The sequence below is a fragment of the Nocardia kruczakiae NBRC 101016 genome (genome assembly GCF_001612965.1).
In the GTDB taxonomy this organism is placed as follows: Bacteria; Actinomycetota; Actinomycetes; order Mycobacteriales; family Mycobacteriaceae; genus Nocardia; species Nocardia kruczakiae.
In genome coordinates this window covers 161,971-186,070 of sequence record NZ_BDBL01000003.1, presented here as the reverse complement: position 1 = coordinate 186,070, position 24,100 = coordinate 161,971, and the positions used below count along the sequence as shown (strand labels likewise).

Genomic DNA, 24,100 nt, shown 5'->3' with positions numbered 1-24,100 from the left:
ATTGGCCGACTACGACGATGCTCTGTTCCCTGGTGCCGCGGCCAAGCCCGCGGCACCGACGCAGGATGGTCTCTTCGACCACAACCCTGTAACGGCACAGGACTCGTTCCGCAGTGTGGAGCTGAAGGCGATGTACTCGCCAGACGATGCACCGTTCACGACGTTTTACGAGCCGCTGCTTTCCAGGGCCATCGCCTACGATCGTGCAGTCGGCTACTGGTCCGGGGCAGAGCTGCAGTTTGCCGCGCAAGGAACGGCCTACTTCATCGCTGGTGGCGGCGTGATGAGGCTCATCGTCGGTGCTCAGCTCAGCAAGAAGGATATCGACGCGGTGCTCTCGGGTACTCCGCTCGACGATGTGGTCGCCGCGCGTTTATTGGCTGATCCTGGCCTGGAGGGCACGAAAATCGTGCAGAGCGAGCACCTCAGTGTGCTGGCCTGGTTGGTCGCCAATAACCGGCTCGACATCCGAGTCGGCATCCCGGTCGACAAACATGGCCGCCTGCTCACCCATCAGGAGTCGGGCCGCTATTTCCACACGAAATACGGCATCTTCACAGACCGCTACGGACATAAGGTCGCATTCAGTGGCTCCAACAACGCTTCGGTCACCGCATGGGTGAAGAACCACGAGACCTTCGACGCCTACCGATCCTGGCGCTCCGAGTCGTGGGAGGACTACGGCGCGCCCAAGGAACGTGCGTTCGACCGGCACTGGCGCGACAACCCCGACGAGGGGTGGGCCATCATTGACCTGCCCACCGCCGTTCGAGAACACCTGATAGAGCACGCTCCGGCCGCTCCGCCGTTCCCATTCGAATCACTCGTGCCGGAGCCGAAGACTGAGGAGGATGATCAGGAGATACCGCCGCCAGTCGTTGCGGATGTCGATTTCCAGCCGGCGTGGGACGAGCTGATCGCTTTACGGGATGCGCCGAAGAAATCCGCGTGGACTGGCGTGGGTACTGCGTGGGCTAGACCGCTGCCGCACCAAGCCGAGCTGATCCACAGAGTTGTGTCGACCTACCCTCGCGGGTATCTGTTCGCCGACGAGGTCGGCCTCGGCAAGACCATCGAGGCAGGCATGGTTTTGCGTGAGCTCTTCACCTCTGGTCGGGCAAAGAAGGCGCTACTGTTGGTTCCCGCCTCGGTGATGAAGCAATGGCAGGAAGAGCTTCACGAGAAAATGAACCTCGACGTTGCCCGCTACGACAAGGGTGGCTTCATCGACCGGTTCGACCAGCCCATCACGACGGACTCGAAGGCGAACCCGTGGTCGGCCTTCCCCTTAGTCCTCGCTTCTTCCCATCTCGCTCGCCGCCGTTCGCGTCGTTCCGAGATCCTTGAGGCCGGACCGTGGGATGTAGTCCTGGTGGACGAGGCCCATCACGCCCGCCGCCGCGGCTCCACCGCCTCCGATACTCCCAACTCCCTGCTCGCGCTGCTCCTGGAGATGAAGAAGCGCAACATGTGGCAGGCCCTGTATCTCGCTTCGGCGACCCCGATGCAGATGCACCCTCACGAAGCATGGGACCTCATCGAGCTTCTCGGACTGCCGGGCAAGTGGGGTGACCAGGCGTCGCATTTCACGCGATACTTCACCTATCTCAACGAGCCGCCTGAAAGCCGTGGCTGGAAACTCATCTGCGACATGCTGGAGGACTACTTCTCCGACCCTCTCGCTGAACGCGACTGCGAGCTGGAGCGGCGGATCGACGACGAACTTGGCTGGGCCGACGCGTTCACGGTCACTGGGATGGCGGGCAGTCCGCCGTCAGCTGACCTCCGGCTCCAGTTCCCCAACGCCATCTCCGAGTGGATGGATAAGTGGGCACGCCGCCACACTCCGGTCAGGGACCGTGTCTTCCGTAACACTCGGAAGACCATGCGGGCTTACCAGGAGGCTGGCATCATCCCTGCTTCAATCGTCATCCCGCACCGGCACGTCACCGACGAGTTCATCACCCTGGCGCCGAACGAGCGCAAGCTGTATGACCGCATCGAGGAATACATCCGCCGCCACTACAACGCTTACAAATCCGATAAGGCCACCAAGGCCCTCGGCTTCATCATGACCGTTTACCGGCGCCGACTGACCTCCTCCTTCGAAGCGATCAAGCAGTCCCTGCAGCGCCGTCTCGACGTCCTCGAGCAAGGCAAGAGCCTCGCCGACCTCCTTACAGACGACGATGGTGCCGACCTGGAGAATTCCCTCTTCGACCCCGAGATCTTCGACACCCGAGCCGACCATCTCAAGAAGGAGATCAGCGAGCTCCGCTCCTTCCTGAACAACCTCGGCGACATAACCGGAGAAGACACCAAGGCCAAGAAGCTCGTCGAGGACTTGGCCGAGTCGTTCAAAACCTACGACTCCGCGGTCGTGTTCACTCAGTACACCGACACCATGGACTACGTCCGCGAACGCCTTCTGGCTGCCGACTATTACAGACTCGGCTGCTACTCCGGCCGCGGCGGCGAGATCTACGATCCCGGTACAGGGACATGGAATCCGATCTCCAAGGCCGAAATCAAGACCCGGTTCCGCAGCGGTGACATCAAGATACTGATCGGTACAGACTCGATGAGCGAGGGCCTCAACCTTCAGACGTCAGGCCGCCTCATCAATTACGACATGCCCTGGAATCTGATGCGCGTCGAGCAGCGCATCGGCCGTATCGACCGAATCGGCGCTACTCACGAACACCTCCAGATCAGCAACTATTTCTATGAGGACACCGTCGAGGAGCAGGTCTACAAAGGCATCAAGGAAGACTACGTCGACTTCACCAACATCCTCGGCGGCGCCGCCCCCGTACTCGGGACCGTCGAGAAGGTCATCGAAGACCTCGTCCTCGCCGCGAACATCAGCGACGAATCCATCGCCAACGAGATCGCCGGCATTCGAAACCAGATCGACGACATCAACAACCAGCCCATCGGCACCGACGACCTCGGCACCCCTGACGAGGAACTCACCATCAATCCTCCGCCGGAGTTGGTTGGTGAGATCACTCCGGCAGGTCTTGCCGCCAAGCTCACGAACAACCGACTCTCAAGCCGCTGGCTAGCCGCAGACGACGGTAGTCCCGGAGTTTACAGACTCTTCCTTCCGCATAACGAGACCCGTGTCTCGTTCGGACTTGCCAACGGTACGACGTCAGCCGATTGCTACTCAAGTCAGCCGACCACGCCCTCAGTCCTGGTGACATTCGACCGTGACATTTGGGACACGAGCAGCGACAGCGACCTCGTTTTCCTCACCTACGGATCACCGGAATTGGGCGCCCTCTTGCCCGCCGATACCGTCGATTCGTAAACGCGATGTCAAGTGCATCGCTCTTCGGTGGCCCGTTCTCAGGCCGTGGTGGCTTGTACGAGCGAACTTCACCGACTTTGAGCGGGTCCTCGGCGACGACCACCCGACCACTCTGTCCTCCAGGAACAACCTCGCCGGCGTCTACGAGAGGGCGGGTGACCGCCCCGAGCTATCGCTCTGTTCGAGCGGACCCTCACCGCCTGCAAGCGGGTCCTCGGCAGCGAGCACACGACCACAAGAGTGGTGCGTGACAATCTGGCTGGTGCTATCGCTTCTGTACCAGAGCAGTGATCTGCGGAATTGATATAGGAGCTATACCGACTCGGACGTCTTGTTGGATACACCGCAGGCAGACATCTCCGGGTAGGTAGTCGAGACTGAAAACATTGCTGTCGTTATGCTCGCCGGGCTCGACGAAGAAGTTCGACCCAGTCCTCGTGTGCTCGAGCGTCGAGCATCTGCCCGTCGGGTTTCCGATGGGGCGGTGTGGCAGCAGGTCGCGGCACGTCTGGCTGATGACCGTCTCGGAGTGGCGGCGTCGGAGGATGGTCGTCGGACGGTGATCGACTATTCGGTGCTCAACATCGCTCTCACTCGCCTAATTGTGATGTGGCTCGACAACCCTCAGTTGGTGTAGTAAATCGAAGCTCGTCCAGGTCTATCGTTTCGGAGACTTTCCGTTTCCTGGATTTGCTGCCCTGACATGCGCATTGTCGGAATTCGGGCCTCGGCGGCATCCATGGGGTCTTCCTGTCTGCCAGTCGATATCGTGAACTTGTGTCAACAGCCACTCCAAACCCGCGCGTTGCCGTGTTCGCTCTCGGCGGCACGATCGCGATGACCGCGACAGACGCCGGCGGGGTAGCACCGTCGCTGACGGCTGAGGATCTCGTCGCGGCGGTTCCGGGGCTCGACGCCACCGGCATCGTGGTCGATGTGGTCCAGTTTCGGCAGCTGCCCGGGGCGTCGTTGAGTTTCACCGATGTCCAAGCGCTGTCGGATGAGATCTCGTCCCAACCGCGGTCGATGTCGGGTTTCGTCGTCACCCAAGGCACTGACACGATCGAGGAGACGGCTTACCTGCTGGACCTGTTGTACGCCGGTGACCGGCCGGTCGTGGTCACCGGAGCCATGCGAAACCCGACGTTGGCCGGCGCAGACGGGCCGGCGAACCTTCTGGCCGCGGTCCAGACCGCCGCGGCGCCAACTGTGCGCGGCCTGGGCTGTTTGGTCGCCATGGATGACACGATCCATTCGGCGCGCCAGGTACGTAAGACCCATTCCACTGCAACATCGACGTTCGTATCGGTCCACAGTGGCCCAGTGGGATACGTGGTCGAAGGGCAGCCCCGAGTGGTCAACTCCACTGGTCGGCGCCTGGTCGTGCCGACCAAGCTCGCGGACGATCTTCGGATCCCGCTGTACACCGCCACCCTCGGCGACGACGATGTCAGCCTGCGCGCAGTGTCCGAAGGCGCCGCCGGTCTGATCGTGGCCGGAATGGGTGTAGGGCATGTTCCGATGAAGATTGCTGCGGCACTGGACGGCTTGGCCACCCGGATGCCTGTGGTCCTGACGTCACGGACCGGGAGCGGTCCGGTCCTGCGATCCACCTACGGCTTCCAGGGCTCCGAACGCGATCTGATCAGCCGCGGCCTGATCCCCGCTGGCTACCTTGACCCACTCAAAGCCCGGATCCTGCTGGCCACACTCGTGTCCGGCGGACACGACATGGAGGCGATCCGTCGGGCATTCGCGGTCGCGGGCGGTTACGAGGACGCCGAGATGTGGCCATGGCCTGCGACGTCCGAGGAGGGAAACTGATGCGGGCACAACAACTTCAGCTCGGCCGGACCTTCGGTGTCGCCTTCGACCACGGAGACGACTTCTTCGAGGCCCTCGCCGACTTCTGCCGAGAGAACGACATGCGCGCCGGGTACATCCCTTCGTTCATCGCCGGATTCGCCGAGGTTGATTTGGTGGGGGCGTGTGACCGTCTCGACGATCCGCAGGCGCCGGTATGGACGAAGGTCCATCTGCGCAATGTCGAGGCATTCGGTGGCGGCACTTTGGCCTGGGATCCCGCCGCGGGGTTGGTCAAGCCGCATATTCATGTTGCGGTCGGTCTGAAGGAGCAAGCGGCGGTCGGTTACACCAGCCATTTGCTCGGCGCGCGTGTCCAGTTCCTGACCGAGATGCTGGTCATTGAGGTGAAACAGCCTGCCATGGAGCGGGTTTCGGATCCGGAGCTGTACGACGTTCCGCTGCTTCGCTTCCGATGATTGCGTTGGCCGCTGTGGCTTGAGTGGTCGATAATCGGAACCGTGGGGCAGGCTCCTAAGAAGCTCGATCCGACGACGTCGCCAGCGGCGATGTTCGGGTTTCGATTGCGAGAGGCCCGTAACGATCGTGGCCTGTCGTTGGCCGCGTTGGGCAGGGCCGTTCATGTCAGCGGTGACCTCATCGGCAAGATCGAGAAGGCCGAGCGGAGTCCGGCGCTGGACTTGGTCGCGCGACTTGACGTGATCCTCTGCGCGCGAGGAGATCTGGTTCGCTTGGCCCATCTGTTGACAGCGCCGGAGACAATGGTGCAGGCATCGCTGACGACGGTGCGATGGGCGCGTGAAGTATCGCGTGGGAGCCAGGAAATCGTCATCGAGACGCCCGCGGGCCGATACTTCGACGGCGCGGTGACCCCGGCGGTCGTTGTTCCGGCTCAACTGGTCGACGATCAGGTAGTCGCGACCGAGATCATTGGCGCACGGCCACAGTTGCGGCCGGCACGCCGACTGGTAGTCACGGCCGTGCATGGCCCCGATCGACCGCGATTCTTCGGAGTGGACACGAGTCGGCGCCGGCTGCCTCCGCCCGCGCAGACGGATCCCGTTCGTGTGCCTCTCGCATACGAGCTGGATGATCTGACACTCGGATTATTGTGGGCGATCACCAATCTCGACGATGCGCTGCTCGAGGACGACAGCGTGCTGGCCGACGCCGTGGACACTCGGTCGGGCGCAGTCCCGGTCCGAGACGCCGGCTCGGAGCTGTCGGCGGTCTCGCAGATGTGGCTGGGCTCCAGCTTCTGCGCGAGCCACATCCTGCGCAACGCTGGCGTGCTCTCGAGCACGCCGCAGTATTGGACCGCCGAGCGAAGCGGCGAGGAAACCAGCGGCTGGCTACTGTTCGCCCACAAGTTCGCCTACCTGGAGCGGACATCGGTTTTGGTAACAGGAGCGGCCGCGCCGTCACGAACCTTCTGTCTGCCCACCCCGATCACGGACTCGATGCCGGACCGCGTCCTGCTGCTGTTGACCGTCGCGTTGATGGAGTCGTTCGGCATCCGCGTCGAAGTCACCACCGACGCCGAGTTCGCGGTCATTCCCGGCTTCGTGCTCGACCGAGACGATCACGCGATTGTCGCGAACTGGGTCCGTGGCGACGAGCTCTGGCATGTCGACATCATGCGAGAGGGTGGGGCAGTCGGCGAATTCAGTTCAGTCATAAGGCATTCCAGCCATCACAACATCCTCCGCGCACCGGACCCCCGACAGCGTCTGCGCACGCTGTCGGAGTTCCTGTCGATCGACTGGTTGTGGCTGGTATCCCGGTGCGAAGCGCTCGCACAGGTGGGTCTGACACCGTTCATCCGCCCTCGGAGCCGCCTGCTGTCCTTGGCCGGCGTGGATCGGGCATGTCAGTTCATCGCCTATTGCGGTAAGTGATCGGCGCTCGGCTTTATTCGCCTGTTGGACCTCGCAGTGCCCGTTCGTCGTCGCGCACGGTGGCGCCCGATTCCTGCCGGACGCTGACGAACGAACCGAAGTCGGCGCCCTCGAGGCGTTTCAGCTGTGCGCCGAGTTTTCCGCTGCGCGGGATGACTTCGACGTGCCGTCCGGCGGAACGAATTTCGCGAGCCACGGCCAAGGCGTCAGCGACCGATACGTCGGAGTCGTAGAGGACAGCGAGTGTGTCGCGGGTGTCACGGCGTCCGACGAGGCCGATGATGCGTTCGAAACCGATCGAGAAGCCACACGCGGGAACGTCCTTGCCGAGTGTCCGGCCGATCAGTTTGTCGTACCGGCCGCCGCCGGCCACGGAACTCGACATGCCGGCGTGCGAGATCTCGAAGATCTGGCCGGTGTAGTACCCCATTCCACGGACGAGGGTCGGGTCGAATCGCCATTCGACCGATCGCACGAGCGACAGGCTGTCCAGACTGCCGGTCGTCGCCGCCAGGTCCTCGAGGACATGTTCAGGGACGCCCGGAAGCGCGTCGGCGAGGGTGTCGACGAGTTTCCCGGCCTCGACGTCCTGCAGACGGTCGATCACGTCCAGCGCCCGCGAGATCGCGAGCTGCGGCAACCCGAGATCGGCGAGTTCCCCGCGGACACCCTCCCATCCGATCTTGTCCAGTTTGTCCAGGGTGATGAAGAAGCGGTCCCGGCTGGCTTCGGGGAGTTTTGCGTCGTCGGCCAACGCGGACAGGAACCGACGGTCCGACAGTCGGACGGTCATGTTGTCGAGCCCGACGGCATCGAGCGCCGCGGTGGTGGCTTCGATCAGTTCAGCCTCGGCCAAAACTGTTGGCTCGCCAATCATGTCGATGTCGCACTGATAGAACTGCCGGTAACGGCCCTTCTGGGGGCGCTCGGCGCGCCATACGGGTCCGATCTGCAGGGACCGGAACGGGGTCGGCAGCTGGGCGTGATTGTTGCCGTAGAAGCGGGTCAGCGGCACAGTGAGGTCGAACCGGAGGCCGAGGTCCACCAAATCGGCGACTGGACCGGCGTCGACTTGCGGTGGCAGGCCGCGCCGCAGGACTTGGTAGATGAGCTTCTCGTTCTCCCCGCCTTGTCCACCCTGCAGACGGGTGATGTCCTCGAGCGCTGGCGTCTCGATGCGGCGGTACCCGAAGCTCCGGTAGATCTCGGTGATCGCCGACAGCACATGGTCCCGGGTCGCGACCTCTTGGGGCAGCAGGTCACGCATTCCGCGGGCGGGGCTGTTGTCGGCCTTCACGAGGGGATTCCCTTCACGGTAGGTATCGGATGAGAAGCGGCAGAGGCCGCCGCTGACGACAGGACCATGCTAAAGGCCACACACTCCGCCGGTGGCCTCCGGTGTGCCAGGGCGCTATGGGGTTCAGAAGACCTCATAGGCGCGTTGAGCTCGCCGCGCGGCCTCGAATTCGGCACGTGCTTCGTCGCTCTGCCTCCATTCGTTGCCGTAGATCAAATCCAGCTGATCCGGGACCACGCCGTAGACGTCGCCTGGCCGGCTGCGGGCCCCGAGGTCGCCGAGTAGTCGTCGGCGGCGCGGCGTTTGGCGGTCGAGGATAATGGAGTCCGGCGAAGTCCAGTAGTCGACCGGACGGCAGAAGAGTTGGCCAAAGCGCAGCACCACACTGATGCGTGTGTCGCTGGTGACGTTGGGGGCGACGCCGTGGCCGAGTGACAGCGGGAACAGCACGACGTCACCCGCAGCAGCGATGATCTGCACGCTGTCCCGCACGTCGCGGTATTCGACCTTTCCGGGAAATCGACGATTCTGCGACCCAGGAACGACGGCGAAGTTGCCGGAGTTCGGCTCATGGAGGTCGGTGAGGAAGAACTGGGCTTTGATTTGGATCTCGCGGTCGACAGGCGTCGCATGCCGCAGCGATGGTCCCTGGTCGGTGTGGAACGCCACCAACGGGTCGCCGTGGGGGTAGCGGTAGAAGATCTCCGATCCCAACAGCTGTATATACGGGCCCATGAGGCCGAGGATCCTCCCGAACACCCCTGGATGGTCGACCAGAGAATCCAGTTCGGCGCACCATTTCAAGCTGTTGGCGATGCTCAGGTCCCGGTCGTTACCGGCGTCGAAGACGTCACTCCAATCGGAGACCTTCCCGTTGGTGAACTGTGATCGCACGTCGGTCAACGCCGACCGCAGCCCGATCACCTCTGCGGAGCTGAGCGCTTGGCGAATGTGCAAGTAGCCCTGACTGTTCCACTGCTCGCGCTCAGTCTCGGTCAGCAGGTCGGTGGTCATCGGCCGGCCACCGAACCGTAGAGGGTGGTGATCGAGTACCGGGGCCCGTGGGTGACGGTTCGGACCGCGTGGGCTCGGCGCGGCGAAAGCGGCAGCAGCAGTGCGGAGTTGAACGTCGGCGTTACCACGTGCCGCTCGTCACCGATATGCCACCTGTTCAGCGGCATGAACCACTCGGGATGGTCGTATTCCTCGACATGGTCGACAAGTCCGACGACGGTCTCGCCGCCGTCGGACGGACGCCAGCCGTCGGTGAGGTTCAGGCTCACCGACAGCGTGTACTCCGGAGCCGGGCAGTCATCGTGAGGATCGACATAGTCTCGTGCGTCCAGCCGGTATGGCGTCGGTGGGCGCAGTACCTGGATCGGCTGGCCGAACCACCCGCTCAATCGTTCGAGCCAGCCCGGGCTGGTCAGAAAGTTCAGTCCGGCGAGGGCGGGAGGCGATGCCGGAGATGTCGTGACGAGCGGGCTGTTGGGCATCTCCCCGGACCGTGAAGCGCGGTTGGCGCGCTTGGTGTCGCCGATCTCATCGCGCTCGTACACGATGTCGGCGGTCAGGTGGTCTGCCAATGACCGTGCGTGCTCGCTAGGCAGGAAGTTGAGGATCCGCACTGCGGCGAATTCTCCGCAGAGCCGGACCATGTCCTCGATCGACCATTGACCAGCACCTGGCGGTAGGTTGCGGAGCTCGGGATTGGCGAAAGTCATCGTAAATCTCCTTTCCAATCAGCAAGATCCGTTGAGTCGGCCGAGAGCCTTGCCGCGGGGCCGCTTCCAGGGAGGTGTTGCGGCGTCGTGGGCCGCGACGACCACCTTGCTCACCGCAACGGCGGAAGCGAGCGAGGCTCCCCAAGGTGGTCGGCCTTCGACCAGCCGAATCAGGTCAGCGACGGGACGGGCCATCTCACCCGCGAGCTCGGATATCGGCTCGCCATTCGGTGATTGGAGGATCGCGCTCGTCTCGTCGATGGATGCTGTGCCACGGTCGCCGTGGAATTCGACTCGCCACGAACCGCAATCGGGGTGGTCGGCTTGATCTGAGACTTTCAGATCAACGGCCACTTGACCGACTCGGAAGGCCAGATCGGCCTTTATTTCGGCGCCACGCGGATTGAACTCGACAATGGACTTCATCTCGGTGGGATGGTCGAGACCGGCCGAGACCGAACGGGGGACCACCATAGCGATGAGATCCAGTGCGTGGCTGGCGTTATCGACCAGGACACCCTCACGTCGGCTGGCCGTGGACCGGAAGGTCTGGGCTGATTCCGCGTACCGGGCTCCGAAGGGGCCGGACCAGTTGGCGTCGACGCGGTCGAGTGTGCCGATCGCCTCGTGTGACAGGGCATCGGCCAGCCACCTGGCATGGGGCTGGTATCGGCGGTTGAAGGGGGCGAACATCCTTGACCGTGACTTCTCCAGCGCGGCAAGCCGGCGGATGTCCGCTCTGGTGGTCGCGATCGGCTTCTCGGTCAGGCACGCCAGCCGTGGCGGCACCTGCTCGGCGATGTCAAGGGTCAGTCGGTGCGGCACCGCCACGACCAGCGCGTCGAGACGCGCGACGGCGAGTAAGGTGGCGAGGTCGGCGTATACGGTGCCGCCGAAGGTGTCGGCCAAGGCCTCCGCTGACTTGATTCCGCCCGACGTGACGCCGACCAACTCCATCTCGGGGTTGGTGACGATGTCGAGGGCGTGGGAATGCGCAGCGAGCCCGGCCCCGACAAGTCCGATTCGTAGGGTCATGACGCGGTCCTGATCAGCGGAAGGTGGCGTTGGACCTGCTCGGCGGCTTCGTCCCACTGTTCCTTCACCGGTGTGAGTCGGCGCAGGTGAGAGGTGGACCGGAAGTCGGGGCTACAGAACTCGTCGTAGCAGCGCGACACCCAGTCGCGGATGTCGAGTGCCGACATCTCGTCGTTGTGGCAGACCGGCATGTCGAGCCAGCTGGTCGTCTCGTACCAGTACCGGTCCGGGATCGTGATCCCGTACTTGCTCGGGTTGCTGAATACGTCGGTGCCGGGCCGTGGTTCCATGACGTTGAAGGTCGCGACGGTCGGATTGACCAGACGGACGAAGTCCATAGTGGCCGAGAGGGTCTCAGGACTGTCGCCTGGGGCGCCCACTATGAACGACGCATGCAGCTCCAGGCCGGAATCCATGATCCGGGCGGCGGTCTTGTACAACCGGGCCGGCGATGTACCTTTCTTCACCAGTCGCAGCGTCTGCTCCTGGATCGACTCGAAGCCGACGAAGACCCGGTACGCGCCGGCCTTGCGCATCGCGTCGATGACCTGGGGGCGGGCATCCTGGGCTCGCATATTGCTGGTCCACGGAATCGACACCCCGCGCCGTTGAATCTCTTCGCAGATCGCCACCGCGCGGCGCGGGTCGCCGGAGAAGGTGTCGTCTCCGAAGAAGATGGAGGAAAACCCCATCCTGGCGACGATTTCCATCTCGTCGACGACGTGAGCCGGACCGTTCCATCTCGCAGCACGTCCCGCGATCGTCGTTGAGCAGAACGTGCACCGGCTGGGGCAACCACGGGCGGTCATCACCACCGTCTCGTAGTCGTAATCGAGGTAGTTGCGCATGTCGAAGATGTCCCGGTCCGGAAGTCCGTACCGGTCCAATTCCATCTCCGGAGGTTCGGGTGGCGTCACTCGGACACCGTTCCCGTCACGAAACGCCAGACCGGGCACTTTCGCCAACCCCGCGGTGTCCGCTCCCGCCTCGACCGCCGCGGCGAGGCTGACGATGCTGTCCTCGGCGTCGAACAGGAGCACGTAGTCGACGCAGTCGTGCCGGGTCAGGCACTCGCTGGAGATGAAAGACACGTGCGGCCCGCCGAATACCACCGGGGTGGTGGGATTCCAGGCACGAACCGTGCGGGCGATCTCCAGAGCATGGAAATAGCTCTGGGCTACCGAGGTGACACCCACCAGATCCGGCCGCAACTCGTCCAGACGCGGAATCAGCGCGGCGGGGCTGTTGCCCTCGAACGGCAGATCCACGTGGATCACCTCATGACCTGCGCGCTTCAGCGCGCGGGACATGTAGGCGTAGCCGAGCGGAGGATGCAGCAGCAGGGTCTGCGGGTCGTGGGTGTAATGGGGGTTCACGAACAGCACCTTCACGATCGAACCCCCGCTCGCAGCCTGGGAAGACCCACGAAAACGCCTGGCGCACGGCTGGGTTCGACGGCGGGGATCGTCCGGTGTTCGGTACCGAGGTGATGCGGGTCCGAGTCGGTGAATCGTTGCGCACCGCACCGCTCGTCGTACTTGCCGTTGTAGTGGAACGCCTTGCAGCCGCCCATGCATCCTGCGAGGGCGGAGCACGAACCGCACGGCCCTGATGGTGGGTCGGTCCGGTCGCTGTAGCGGGCGACGAGGCGGTCCCAGATGGCGGCGAAAGGCTCCTGCCGAACGTTGCCGATGGACTCCTCGACGAAGTTGCAACCGGATACGTTGCCGACCGGGTCGATCGACACCATGCTCGTGCCGACGTTGCACAGGTTCGAACCGATGAAGGTCTCCCGGGTGCTTCGGTCGGTCAGCCGATCGTCGAGCAAGGTCAGCATGAACGGGTCGTGGGTGTAGATATCCAGAGCGCCTTGGTGATCGAGGATCAGCTGATACAACCGTCGCGAGGTCTCGCGGTAGACCGGCCAGACGGAGCGGTCGAAGACTCCGTGGATATTGTACCGGTTCTGCATGAAGCTGATCGCGTCGACACCGATGCTCAACGCGAAGTCGACGATTCGCTCGACCTGGTCGTAGTTGTGGGTGTCGATGGTCGTGGAGAACCCGACCGTAGTCATCCCCTCGTCCTTCAGCCGCCGCAATGCGCCGACTGCGACGTCGAACGCGCCGGCCTTGCCGCGGACCTTATCGTGCGTCTCAGGGTCGATGCTGTCGATGGACACCATCGTCCGATCGATACCCGCGTCGACCAGCCGTCGGGCATCCACGGCTGAACGGATGTAGAAGCCGTTCAGCATGAGGGTCTGGTAGAAGTCGCGGTCCCGGAACAGTCCCGCTGCATCGTGGAAGTCGCGGCGAATCATGTTCTCCCCGTGGGAGTACACCAGGCTGGCGCTACCGGCGCGGTAGAGCTGGTCCGCGAGCGTCTCGACCTCCGGCAGCGTGAATTCGTCGCGGTCCCGCCGGTATAGGGCATAGCAGTGGCTGCACTTGAGGTTGCAACGGTACGTCAGTCCCAGCTGTACCAGGATCGGGATCGGATGCTCCGGCAGTTGAAAGTCTTCCGGTCGGACGAGTATCTGGTTGTACTGCATCACGGCCGCCCGATCGTGAGCAGGCCCGCCTCGCGGAAGTCCTCGACGAAGCTCATGACATCCGCCTCGATCTCGTCACGTGGTCCGTCGAACTCCGCACCCAGGCGGTCCACGATCTTGGGCAGGGGAAGTGCGTTCTCCGCCAGGAGTTTCACCACCTCGGACGCGGTCTCGTTCAGCTCGTACATCACACCCTTCGCGCGGTCGAACAGCATGGTCAGGCCCGAATTCGTCACCCGGGCGACCGCATGCGGCAAGAGCGCAACAACCACCGTTTCGTCATTTCTCGTATTCATTGCATGCCTTCTCGTTCGACTGACAGATTGGAAATGGTGGACCGCCGAAGCCGGTGTCCATTCGCGTCGCCGACTGGGCACCGGCCTACTGGCCGAAATCAGCAGTGAGTCCGGACGTTCCGAGCCCGCCACTGCGGCCGGCGCCACGGGCGCTTCGATTGAGTCATCGGTCAACCTCCCTTCCGACCCATTGCGTTATGTGTTGCTGTACAACGCAATTCAGGTTCCAGCGCACAGGCCCTGCGGTCAACGGGATCTGGACGCCGATATGCGGACAGCCGTGGTGTCCGCATGTTGATCGACCGCAAGCGAAGCCTTGCGACTAAATGCCTGCGGGAGAAATGTCCGCAGAGTCACGAAAGCTTCGACGAAGCCACACGGGGCCCGGCAGTAGTCCTGGATCAGGTGTCTGTGTAGCGCCACGGCACTGTCGGTTCTTTGAACGCGTGGTCACGCGAGATGAGTGGGTGTGGTTCGCCGGTTAATGATGAGACGGCCATAGCTGTTTCGGCGAGTGTCGCGCGGACGTACGTCATTGTCGCGCCGATGTTCCCGGCGTCTGCGGAGTGGCCGGCGTAGGCGCGGGCGATTGCGTATCCGAAGTTGCGTTCGACCCATGTGAGTGTGGTGTGGCGCAGCCAGTGGGCGGTGATCTGTTGTGTGCGCACCCACGGGAGGTGTCGTCCGATGCGGGTCCAAAGGTGGTCGTACCGTCGGCCGGTGATCGGTTTGCCGTTGCGGTAGCGCAGTAGTTGGCCTCTGGGATCGGTGCTGCGGCTGGCGTGGGCGAGCAGTGCATTGGCGAGGGTGGGGGAGATGGGTTGCCAGCGGTCCGATTGATCCTTTTCGCGCAGCCACAGCAGGCAATGATCCGGGTCGATGTCCTTCGGCCGCAGGGCAAGCGCGCCTGCGCGGCGGCATGCTGTTTCGATGTGCAGGCGCAGGATGAGAGCGTCGAGTTCGGGGTCGTTGCCGGTGGTTTCGGCAATCCGGATGATTTGTGTGAGTTGCTGGTCGGTGAGGGCGCTGCGCGGGCTGGGTGCCCGTCGCGGTTTTGTCAATGTTGTTGCTGGACTGTCGTTTAGGGAGAGGTAGCCGTCGTCGTGTGCGTGGCGATATAAGCAGCGGATGGCGGCCACCATGTGCTCGGCAGCGGAGCGGCCGCCTCGGGAGTTGCGTCGTACGATCGCGTTCTTCTTGGTGGTCTCGACCAGCTGTTTGAATTCCGAGGCGGTAGGTTCGTCGAGTCGTCGGTCGTGCCAGAGGGTTTCGATCCGCGTCCAGTAACTGGCGTATGCCCGTGATGTTCCGGTTGGTACGGCGGTGCGGAGTCGTGGAATGTAGTCGCCGAAGGTGGGCGTGGTTGTCGATGTGGTGGCGCTGTTCACGAGGTCTTCAGGGCGAACACCGAGGCGTTGCAGCAGGATGCGAGCGGTCTCTACATCGATGTGGCTCATTGCTGCGCTCGGTCGTCGTATGCGGATCCAGGAAGGAGTGTTTCGAGCTTTGCCGATGAATAGATCCTGAGGCAGGGAGGAGTGAGCGCGGCCACGAGCACTTTGTCGCCGGGCTGTATGTCAGCCGCATGCCGGAGTGATGCCGGCAGGTAGAGGTGAAGGCTCGGGCCTATTCGAAGTTTGGCCTCTTCACGGCCTACCGGTCGCATTTCGATGCAACCATCGTCCAGCGATATCGAAAGTAGCTGCCCCGTCGTCCATGCCAGATGACGAATTGGGCCTGCTATGGCTAGCCTGCCGCCGGGGCTGACTGTTGATACAGCGATATACGGCGCTACTCGACGATTGCTTGATCGCAGGTCCAAGGATGGGAGAGGCAGGCGCGGAGCCAGCCGAGTGGTGTTTTCCGTTCGGGTGCTTGAGGTGTCGGTATCGGTCGAGTGGTGGCCGGGACCGAAACGTGCCGTGCGCGACATCATGGGCCTCGATTCAGGTTTCAGTGATCGAGTCCTCGCGTGCGCCAGCTCTAATCAAGGGTGACATCTATCCGCTGGCAAGGAAAGTGGTACACCGAATCTTGACGTTCATAACCCGATTGCCGGGGGGCTCGCCGCCTATGTGGATCTTCTGACCGCCTGTGAACGGCGGTGGTGAACGCGATCGGCATTCCGGCCCCAGAACTTCTCGGTGACGGCGGGATGGACTACTTCGGGCAACCGTGGACTGTCAAGTGTGCGCTAGAACATGGTCCTGAGCAGGGAAGATGTCAACTCGCGACAACGGAGGACGACTGGAGACTCTGGTCGATATCGCTCACGGCGAGTGAATTAGTTCGGACTTAGTTTGGAAGAGAGGAGGCTCGTCGCCACGGCGTGTCGTAGCGTCGACACGCGGTTGATTTTCGGCACGAGCTAACTGTTGGCTGCCTGCCACTATCGGTCAACCTTCAACTCAGTTGGGGTCGCGCCGTGGAGGTGAATGCTGCGGTCGAGAGCTACGGGGTGCGGCATGCATGGACCTTCAGTCGCTCTCGCCGGTGCTGATAGCTGAGGTCCGGATCGAACTTGATACTTGAAAAGACCTGATCTGTCGACAACTGGTAGCACTCGAACTGCTCGGCTCTACTTCCAACGCAGCCACTCGGGCAGGGGTTGATCGATTCGGACAGTCTGCGTCCGTTTCGGCATTTCCTCCAGCGCGGCGGTCAGGACCCTGCCGTCGGTCAAGCGGATCTCGAGGTCGAAGTGCGACGCGGATGGGTAATGCTGGGACCTGGATGGCTTCATCTCCGCAATTGTCGTAACCCGCACACCGAACGCGGATCGCAAGATCGAGCTCAACAGTGGTCATCTTCGCGATAGGGCGTGTGGGTGTGCCGGGAACTCCGGTCGGTCGTGGCGGCCGGCCGCGGCTCACAGCCGCGCCGCCGATCGTCTCAGGTGCCGGTTTGCCCGTCCAAGGCGTCGAGGTCCCAACGGAAGTCGCGGCGCGGGTATGTGGGGCGTGGTCGCTGGCCAGCGGAGCTGAGGCGTCGGAGCACCGCCTGCTTGCACGTCACGCACCCTGGTTTACGTTCCGCCGCATCTGAGCCGCTGCGTGACCGGCCTGGCGCGGTGATGCAGAGCAACCAATCGGACTGCAGAGCAATGGTTCGACTCCCGTTGAGCGCACTGTCGGACCTCGCGATCCCGGGCGGGATACGGCCGTCCTCGATTCGCGTTTGTGGGACATCGCACATCCTCGAATCTGAGAGTGCCGTCCCTCGCGGTTCCTTCATTGCATGTCCGGAACGCATGGTTGTCAAGGTCGAATCGTCTTGGAGTCTTGAGATGGTCCATCCCCGGCATCTGTGCTTTGCGTTCCGAGGTAACCTGCCATGGGAATCCGGAATTCAGACGTCAATCCGCTGTGGGGCGAGAGCAGTCCGCGTTCTCCTCGGGGGAGTACCGGCATGACGGGACGCGGGGTAAATGACGCGGTGTGCCAGGCGGGTGCCCCTGAGACTCCTTCGTTCGGGGCCGTGAAGCGTGGCTCCAGCGCCGGCAAGGCCGGTGTCGGGCTCGCCTGGGGCGGTCCCCGGTGTCGGGCATTAAAGCTGGGTCTTCAACCCACCGGAAAGGCGGTTATCCTGCACACGGATAGCAGCCAAGTACGTGAAAAATGTTGCCTGGCAACGCCTTCTGTGTGCCATCACACTGAGACGACGCCGACCCTCTTGGCCAGCTTGCCCAGCTCTCCAGTGGCCAGGTCTCTGCGTGCCTCCCTTAGCATCGCGCCTACCAGCTCACGGACCGGGGCCAGTCCACGGAGATGCTGGGGTGCTGCGTGCTCGCCTCTGAGCAGGGCGTGGAGGGCTGAGCGGTGGTCGCGCTTCATGGCATAGGCCCTGCCCACCTCCACGAAGTACTGGGCGTGCCGGATTCCGTTCGGCAACTGGGTGGGGTCCAAAGTCTCCGCGATCCGCAGGGCCACCCCAGGCTCGCGCCTCTCCACCGCTGAACTCAGTTGCCAGAGCGCAACATTGGCGGAGCCGAAGGTCCGGTTACGGGCAGTGCTGTGGCCTGGCTGGGCATCATTCAGTCTGCTGGCTAGCTCCGCCGCCTCCTCCAGGTGGGGCTGTGCATCACCCCCGGCCAGGGTCTCAGCGAAGCCTGCCTGGAGCCTGGCCATGCCCACGGTCTCCAACTCCCCGCGCGTGGCCGCCTCAGGTGTCAGCCTGTCTGCTGTCCCACTGGCCACGGAGAACGATGCGGCCAGCGCACCGGGGCGGGCTGCGAGAACCTGGGACTTCAGGAACTGGGCTGCGGCTACCGGTGCCAGTGAATCGGCGTGGGAGGCAGCTCTTTCCGACTCCTGCACGGCAGTCCAGGCCAGTGCGTCATGGCCGCGCTGCCGGAGGGCTGAGGAGACGCCATAGGCGGCAGTGGCCAGTAGGTCCCATGCCTGAGTGCTGCCGCTCTCGGTGAGCCGGTAGGCATCTGTCAGCAGGTCAGGCAGGAGGGGCCCGAGGGTGGCGTAATCCCCGGCATGGCGCAGTTGGGATACCTGCTCCACGGCTGTGGTCAGCTCCTCCAGGGTGCGGGGTCTCCTGGTGTCGGTGATGTTCCCCTGGGTCCACAACGCGGTCTCGATGGCAGGCACTGCCCGGTGGAAAGCACTGGTGGAGGGGTCGATTCGGTCATCGCTGCCGGTTAGGTCTCCCAGTGTGCAGCCCAGCGCCTGGGCCAGGGCCAGCATGGTGCGGCGCGAATCCACGGGTCTGAGCCCAGCCTCGTACTTGGCCAGCACCGACCTGCTCAGCCCTGCCCGGTCTGCCAGCACCTGCTGAGTGATGCCCCGACGTGCGCGTATCTGGCGCACTCGCTGACCGATGTAGGTCTCCTCTTCGTCGGCCATGCCGCCTACCTGCGCTTTCCCTGTCGAGTTCCCACGCCTTGCCTGCATTCTCCCCAAATGTTCCCTCAGGGAACAGGGTTCCACCTCTCCAGGGCCAAGCTCCAGTACAAGCCCCACCGCCGGGTGTCGAGGTCCCCGGCGGTGGGTGCGACCCAAAAGGCCGGCTGAAGGGAGCACGGTGGTGGACCCGGTGGAAGCACCTGGGCGGTATCTCCAGCACGAGGACGGTTCCTGGTTGTTCGTCGGGGACGACGGCTGGCCGGTCGCGCCAGGGGAATACCGGGCAGAGCTGAGCGCCGACACGGAGGTGCCTGCCATACCCGCCACCTCACCCGCCGTGGTGAACATCGAGCCCCTGAGCGTCCAGGACGTGGAGCAAAGGGAGCTGGAGCAGTGAGTGGGTGGATGTTCATCGGCTGGCTGGTCGTGGTGGCCCTGCCCCTGGCAGTCCTGGTGGCCGTGATCGTCTGGCCTGAGCGGACTCCCGAGGACCGCACCGTGGAGGGCATCCGGCGGCGGATCGAGGATGAGGACAAGCCCCGCCACCTCCCGTAGCTAGCTGACGGAGAACATGCTGGCGGCATAGGCCAGCGAGGGTGCCCAGCAGCAGCGTGACCGGGCCGAACCAGGTTTCCAGCGGTTCGGCACCTGCACCGTCTCCAGCGAGACCAAAAGATGAAACACGTTTCGCTACAACAGGTTACGGCTTCGGCAACGTCAAACGCACCCGCATACTCGACGTTGTCGCCACCTCGAACCACCCCTTCGTCTACCGGTTCACTCGCTGCAGCAGCGCGGTCCGCGCCACCGCCGCTATCCCACGCACGACAAGCCCTGCCGCGACCAGCGGTGCGAACACGATCCAAGGTGAGCCATGGTGGTAATCGCAGTAGAACCGCAGGACGCTGCGGTGATGGGAGCGGACCTTCCGGAATGGTGCGGACCGCATGCTGCCGCCCTCGCGGTGGCGGATTTCGACCCTTGGATCGAGGACGACTCGCCATCCGCCGCGGTGCATGTCGAGGGCCATCTTGGTTTCCTCGAAGTAGAGGAAGTAGCGGTCATCGAACCCACCTGCTGCTTCGAACGCTTCGCGGCGAAACAGCATGCAGCATCCCGAAATCCAGTCCACATCACTGACTTCGGTGACCGGGGCGCCGAAGTAGCGGCGCGTGGCCGGCTTGCTCGGCCAGATACCGCCCAACAGCGCGTGCGCGATACCGACCGAGTGACCTTGTGCCGGTGGGAACCTGAGCCGTATGCGGACCGAGAGACTACGTCTGTCATCAAATGGATTTGAATTCGGGTTCGTGGAGCTGGGCTTTCGTTCGGAGCGATTCCTGTGCGCACGCAGTCTGACACCGTCGGTTGGGAGGGAATATGCGCCGGCCGCATAAACCGACCGGGCGGCCCGGAACCTAGCTCACACTGCGCCGAAAAGTCATGGACCGCCGACGGGGGCAACACTGTGAGTCACGTGCCGGTCAGTTTTGACGGCATTGCAAAATCTAATTCTAAAGCGAGTTCTTGAGAGCCGGCGAGCTTGTCGTTCTTCGACGCAGAATTGACTTCTGCGACATCGACGCCGTCCTGGATCAGCTTCTGATACACGGCGTCGTACTCGGATTTGTGCACCGCGAGCATCAAAACCTCCTCTGCCCGCGTGGCACCAACGTAAAGAACGCGTCGCGGCTCTCCCGCTTCACCCGAAAGCCACTGTCCGACACCGGTCTCCGAGTATTGCTTCTTATCGTTTGAGGGTATGGCAACAGTCACAAACTTGCGTTGCAGGCCCTTGAAACTATGAATAGTAGCAAAATCGAACAACTGTTTTTGAGTCGCTGGAAGACCTGACCAGTCATTTCCGGATGTGCGAAGTCGACTCGTCTGCACCCAGTCAAAGCCGTGGAGTCGTAGTGCAGATGTTAGTGACGTCCGAAAGACCGACTGAGCTTGCCTGCGGTCGATCTCAAGCGCATGCGCCAATCTGAGCACCCGAACGGTATGCTCCGCCTCGGAATAGCCGAGTCGTTCGTAAAGTTCGTGAGCTGTAAGGTTCGTGAAATCGTCCTTCGCCAGCTCCTGCAGGCACACCGTCAAGTCTCGAAGTGCAGTTCTACGACTGATTCCGTCACTGGTTTTTGCTTGGAGGGTTTCAGTAGCCAGTGCGATGCGTTGAAGCTTTGCGTCTGACGTCGGCTCTGGACTCGATCCGCCAGCGCACGCAGCAGCGTGGCTGCGTTTGTGAGCGAGCACGATGCAGTCTTCGCTTCCAATTTCATAGGTTGCGGCAGCAAGTGTCATGGCGGCGGCTACAGTCGAGAATTTTTCGTACTTCAGGAGCAGAACTGGCGTGATTGAGTCCTTGTTGCGTCCGGCTGGCGCATCAATTACGTCGTCTGACGAACGTAGGCTAGTCGCAATTGCGCAGATCGCCGGTGTGCTGCGGAAATTACCGCTGAGTCGTTTGCCCTTTGGTGCGAGCGAGTCCAACATAGTAGAAACATCTGTGGAGTCGCCACGGAAATCGTAGATCGCCTGGTCGGGATCGCCCACCAATACCAGTTCGATTCCCGACTTGCGGATAAAATCGAGAATGCGCAGATCGTCATTTGAGCAGTCTTGTACTTCGTCTACGATAATTTCTGTGAATCGGTGCGCCAAAATACGCGACAAACGAAGGTATAGTTCGGTCTCATCTAGGTACGACTGAGCGAGAAGCCGTGATGATTCCGCGCTGATATAGCCCTTGCCGATCAGACTCCGACGGTAGCCTGCTGCGCTGCTCTGAAGCGACCGAATCTGCCAGCTCTCCAATTTGTCGAACCTAGTTCGGAACGCTGGCGAAATTTTGCCACGCTCCAATCGCGCATTGCCGGACTTATCAAATACGAACCAATCTAGCGGCGCATTAAAATCGCGACTTTTCACCGTAGTATTTGCTAACTGGCCCCATATGTCCAAGAAGCGGGGTGCGATAGTGTTCTGAGAATTCCAAACTGGGCTCACGATGAAGCGATTAATAAACTTGTCGATAGTACCGATGAAGTTTGGTGCACGGAGTAAGTCGGGACGTGACGAGCACCGTGTGGCAGCTTCTTCAGCCGCGGCGTTGGTGAACGAAAGCAGTCCGATTCCTTTGCGTGGGTGCTGATTTGGCCGTCGAACAAAACGCTCCGCGATTGCATGAGTCTTGCCCGCACCGGGACACGCCTGGACATACTGTGACCCGCCTGTCTGTATCAGAGAAAGCTGTGCCTCCGTAAAAGGTCGATCCTGCTCAGTCAACTTGCTCTCCTATGGAAAAGCGTATAGCTTTTACAAGATAGTCGGGACACTGGTAATCGGCCGAATTCTCAAGGTGTGTCGCAAAGTCGTGGGCAAACTGGCCCTTGCTGATGTACTTTTTCACCTTGCGCAGTTTGGTATAGAAACCGAGTGCGGGGGCGTCTGATTGCGCGATCTCCGTGAGGACTCTCAAAGATTTCGCACTCGTCTTCTGCGAAACAAACGCCTTCTGAAAAGTGGCCAAATTTGTCGCAACAGGCTCCAGCAGATCGGCCTCTAGGGTATGAGGCGCTTCAGCAACGTGCAGAATTTCGCTCGCTCCGATACTGAGCGCTACTGCATTCAGATCGGCAGCACGATTGTAGATGACCGGCTCGAGCGCGTCGTCCTCATCATCGTCGGTTTCTTTCGTTCCGGCTGCCTGGTCCTTCTCGCCGGGGAGCTTAGGGTCTCTATCTGTCACGGCAACCAGCCGATCCACAAGGCTGTTTCCATCGACCTTTTGAAGAAGAAGTTTCAAGTAGGGTTCGAAATCAACACTACCGACATTTATCAGCGAAACTCCGCGGAACCGTCGTCGCCGATCGGCATTTGCGTCGCCTTTTAGAATGTGCTTTACCATCGCTGGGATAATCACCATTTCCGAGATGCCCTCGACTAGGATCACGTTGCGCGCAAAGAGCAGCTCAGCCCTCGTGGCATCAAGGTACTGATTGATCTTTCTCTTTTCGTAAGTTTCAAGGTTTAGCTTTGACAGGGCGAGTGCGCACGTCTGGGGTGCAATAACGGAATCGCCTTGCTGGGTCACCGACTTCATAACGACAATATTATCCAGTCCTGCTGCGCTAGCCAGATTTGGAGAATGCGTCGTGGCAATAACCTGAATTCTACCGGCGGGCCGCGTGTCATCCTGTTTTGCGACGGACTGGCGTGCTTGATCCCGGAGGTAGTCAAGAACCACCGCCTGTAGCTGCGGGTGCAGATGTGCCTCGGGTTCTTCTACAAGAAACAGGGTTAGTTCCGACTCATGCACATTGCTAAGTTCGAGTACTACTGTTGCAAGGTAGAGGAGGTTCGCATAGCCGAGCCCTGAATTCATTAGCTCGTGGAGGTCGAGGTCATGCTCCGACATTTTAAGGCGCAAGCTACGGGTCAATCGGTCAAGTCGCAGCTTGTCGAACCCTAGCCCCACCTTCTGGCCTCGGACAGCCTCCGTCAGAGCCGAAAGCTCTTTCTGTATCTGCTCTTGAGGTCGCGTGATTATAGCGTGCTTCTCAAGCGTTCGCAGCTGCTCTTGCGCCAGGCGCAGGAATGCGTCTTGATCCTCTTGATTGAAGAGCCCTTGAATTATCGATGCAAGCCGATTTCCTGAGCTGGAATCTAACTCCCGATTTGCGTCACGAAGAGGTGCGAGATACACGTGATTGATCTGTTCACGCTTCTCGGGCTCTATGTCAGATCGGCCGTTCGTTCCGACGGAGATCTCTACCCGGGATTTTCGCTCGTTGGCGAAGTCGGGTAAGTAGGTTGTGCGGTAGGTGGCAGTTTCTGTATTCAGATCGAACGCAGCGATGTAGTGTGCTTCCTGAAATTCCGATAGTTGATCGTATTCATTATCGATCACAACCGGGCCGGGGTTTGATCGATTGACGTCGTCAAGTTCGAAGTACCGCGTCCGTCGTCGACTGAGTGGGACGGTTGAGAGCCGTAGTGCCTCGATTATGTTTGATTTTCCCGCGTTATTCTCACCGACAAGGATGGTGATGTCCGGCTGAAGATGCACGGTAGTGTCGACGCAGGATCGGAAGTTTGAGATATGAATTTGACGCAAGTACATTGCATTAAAGTGGCCGGAAGTCGAACTCGTGTTAATGGTTTCTCCATGGTTCAATGTGTAAATATTATTTCAAGCCTAAGTGTGAACTCGGAGCGCATAGGAGAGGAGAGTTTACGGAGGGATGCTTCCCATGCGAGGTGTACACCGATGACGATCAACTGTCAGAAACACTCGCGTC

The 24,100-nt window shown here is 61.7% G+C and carries 18 protein-coding genes; 6 read left to right on the top strand and 12 right to left on the bottom strand.

Translation table 11 applies throughout. The features are described from left to right. The first annotated feature begins 1 nt into the window (after nt 1). From NK1_RS03860 to NK1_RS03845, 4 genes are all read left to right on the top strand, one after another. On the top strand, nt 2-3,316 hold the full coding sequence (locus NK1_RS03860) for a DEAD/DEAH box helicase (protein ID WP_157104062.1): 3,315 nt from the start codon (nt 2-4) through the stop codon (nt 3,314-3,316). A 777-nt stretch (nt 3,317-4,093) separates the two neighbouring features. After that, nucleotides 4,094-5,140 (top strand): asparaginase, encoded by a 1,047-nt coding sequence (locus tag NK1_RS03855; RefSeq protein WP_218023046.1) that lies wholly within the window; start codon nt 4,094-4,096, stop codon nt 5,138-5,140. Beyond that, the gene (locus NK1_RS03850; protein ID WP_063007175.1) at nt 5,140-5,598 is read left to right on the top strand and encodes a PPC domain-containing DNA-binding protein; all 459 of its coding nucleotides are present in this window, start codon (nt 5,140-5,142) and stop codon (nt 5,596-5,598) included. Before NK1_RS03855 ends, NK1_RS03850 begins: the two co-directional genes overlap by 1 nt. A 42-nt stretch (nt 5,599-5,640) precedes the next feature. Then, entirely contained in the window at nt 5,641-7,038 is a 1,398-nt protein-coding gene (locus NK1_RS03845) for a helix-turn-helix domain-containing protein (RefSeq protein WP_218023045.1), read from the top strand. Nucleotides 7,039-7,051: 13 nt separating this feature from the next. Here the strand turns inward: NK1_RS03845 and hisS are convergent, their stop codons facing one another. The 9 genes from hisS to NK1_RS03795 form a co-directional block, all read right to left on the bottom strand. Beyond that, nucleotides 7,052-8,335 (bottom strand): histidine--tRNA ligase, encoded by a 1,284-nt coding sequence (hisS, locus tag NK1_RS03840; RefSeq protein WP_063007173.1) that lies wholly within the window; start codon nt 8,333-8,335, stop codon nt 7,052-7,054. A 123-nt stretch (nt 8,336-8,458) separates the two neighbouring features. Beyond that, nucleotides 8,459-9,349, bottom strand: coding sequence for a phytanoyl-CoA dioxygenase family protein (locus NK1_RS03835; RefSeq protein WP_063007172.1), 891 nt, complete (start codon nt 9,347-9,349; stop codon nt 8,459-8,461). Next, nucleotides 9,346-10,059 (bottom strand): 2OG-Fe(II) oxygenase, encoded by a 714-nt coding sequence (locus tag NK1_RS03830; RefSeq protein ID WP_084460558.1) that lies wholly within the window; start codon nt 10,057-10,059, stop codon nt 9,346-9,348. The genes NK1_RS03835 and NK1_RS03830 overlap by 4 nt, the downstream gene beginning before the upstream one ends. An 18-nt stretch (nt 10,060-10,077) precedes the next feature. Beyond that, nucleotides 10,078-11,094, bottom strand: a complete 1,017-nt coding sequence (locus NK1_RS03825) for a Gfo/Idh/MocA family protein (protein ID WP_063007170.1) — start codon at nt 11,092-11,094, stop codon at nt 10,078-10,080. Beyond that, nucleotides 11,091-12,470, bottom strand: coding sequence for a B12-binding domain-containing radical SAM protein (locus tag NK1_RS03820; protein ID WP_167354215.1), 1,380 nt, complete (start codon nt 12,468-12,470; stop codon nt 11,091-11,093). The genes NK1_RS03825 and NK1_RS03820 overlap by 4 nt, the downstream gene beginning before the upstream one ends. 11 nt (nt 12,471-12,481) lie before the next feature. Next, a complete protein-coding gene (locus tag NK1_RS03815; protein ID WP_063007168.1) occupies nt 12,482-13,648 on the bottom strand; it encodes a radical SAM/SPASM domain-containing protein in 1,167 nt (388 codons plus the stop codon). Then, nucleotides 13,648-13,920, bottom strand: a complete 273-nt coding sequence (locus tag NK1_RS03810; protein ID WP_167354214.1) for a PqqD family protein — start codon at nt 13,918-13,920, stop codon at nt 13,648-13,650. Before NK1_RS03810 ends, NK1_RS03815 begins: the two co-directional genes overlap by 1 nt. A gap of 425 nt (nt 13,921-14,345) precedes the next feature. Beyond that, nucleotides 14,346-15,401, bottom strand: a complete 1,056-nt coding sequence (locus tag NK1_RS03805) for a tyrosine-type recombinase/integrase (RefSeq protein ID WP_063007166.1) — start codon at nt 15,399-15,401, stop codon at nt 14,346-14,348. 2,190 nt (nt 15,402-17,591) lie between these two features. Continuing rightward, nucleotides 17,592-18,797 carry a helix-turn-helix domain-containing protein gene (locus NK1_RS03795; protein ID WP_063007164.1) on the bottom strand — a complete coding sequence of 402 codons (1,206 nt, stop codon included), beginning with the start codon at nt 18,795-18,797 and terminating at the stop codon, nt 17,592-17,594. Between the two features lie 190 nt (nt 18,798-18,987). Between NK1_RS03795 and NK1_RS34890 the strand changes: the two genes are divergently transcribed. After that, entirely contained in the window at nt 18,988-19,194 is a 207-nt protein-coding gene (locus NK1_RS34890) for a hypothetical protein (protein ID WP_167354213.1), read from the top strand. Then, nucleotides 19,191-19,352, top strand: coding sequence for a hypothetical protein (locus NK1_RS34195; protein WP_157104061.1), 162 nt, complete (start codon nt 19,191-19,193; stop codon nt 19,350-19,352). Before NK1_RS34890 ends, NK1_RS34195 begins: the two co-directional genes overlap by 4 nt. A 214-nt stretch (nt 19,353-19,566) precedes the next feature. On the opposite strand, the gene NK1_RS35530 is transcribed toward NK1_RS34195, so the two are convergent. From NK1_RS35530 to NK1_RS33430, 3 genes are all read right to left on the bottom strand, one after another. Next, nucleotides 19,567-19,905, bottom strand: a complete 339-nt coding sequence (locus NK1_RS35530) for a glycosyltransferase family protein (protein ID WP_245660332.1) — start codon at nt 19,903-19,905, stop codon at nt 19,567-19,569. A 365-nt stretch (nt 19,906-20,270) separates the two neighbouring features. Further along, nucleotides 20,271-22,085 (bottom strand): UvrD-helicase domain-containing protein, encoded by a 1,815-nt coding sequence (locus NK1_RS33435; protein ID WP_084460555.1) that lies wholly within the window; start codon nt 22,083-22,085, stop codon nt 20,271-20,273. Continuing rightward, entirely contained in the window at nt 22,078-23,976 is a 1,899-nt protein-coding gene (locus tag NK1_RS33430) for an ATP-dependent nuclease (protein ID WP_157104059.1), read from the bottom strand. Before NK1_RS33430 ends, NK1_RS33435 begins: the two co-directional genes overlap by 8 nt. Nucleotides 23,977-24,100: the final 124 nt, after the last annotated feature.

Coding starts and splice junctions, on each gene's coding strand:
- NK1_RS03850 (WP_063007175.1), top strand. CDS start 5,140: ATGCGGGCACAACAACTTCAGCTCGGCCGGACCTTCGGTGTCGCCTTC.
- NK1_RS03835 (WP_063007172.1), bottom strand. CDS start 9,349: ATGACCACCGACCTGCTGACCGAGACTGAGCGCGAGCAGTGGAACAGT.
- NK1_RS03830 (WP_084460558.1), bottom strand. CDS start 10,059: ATGACTTTCGCCAATCCCGAGCTCCGCAACCTACCGCCAGGTGCTGGT.
- NK1_RS03825 (WP_063007170.1), bottom strand. CDS start 11,094: ATGACCCTACGAATCGGACTTGTCGGGGCCGGGCTCGCTGCGCATTCC.
- NK1_RS03815 (WP_063007168.1), bottom strand. CDS start 13,648: ATGCAGTACAACCAGATACTCGTCCGACCGGAAGACTTTCAACTGCCG.
- NK1_RS03805 (WP_063007166.1), bottom strand. CDS start 15,401: ATGAGCCACATCGATGTAGAGACCGCTCGCATCCTGCTGCAACGCCTC.
- NK1_RS03795 (WP_063007164.1), bottom strand. CDS start 18,797: ATGGCCGACGAAGAGGAGACCTACATCGGTCAGCGAGTGCGCCAGATA.
- NK1_RS35530 (WP_245660332.1), bottom strand. CDS start 19,905: ATGCTGTTTCGCCGCGAAGCGTTCGAAGCAGCAGGTGGGTTCGATGAC.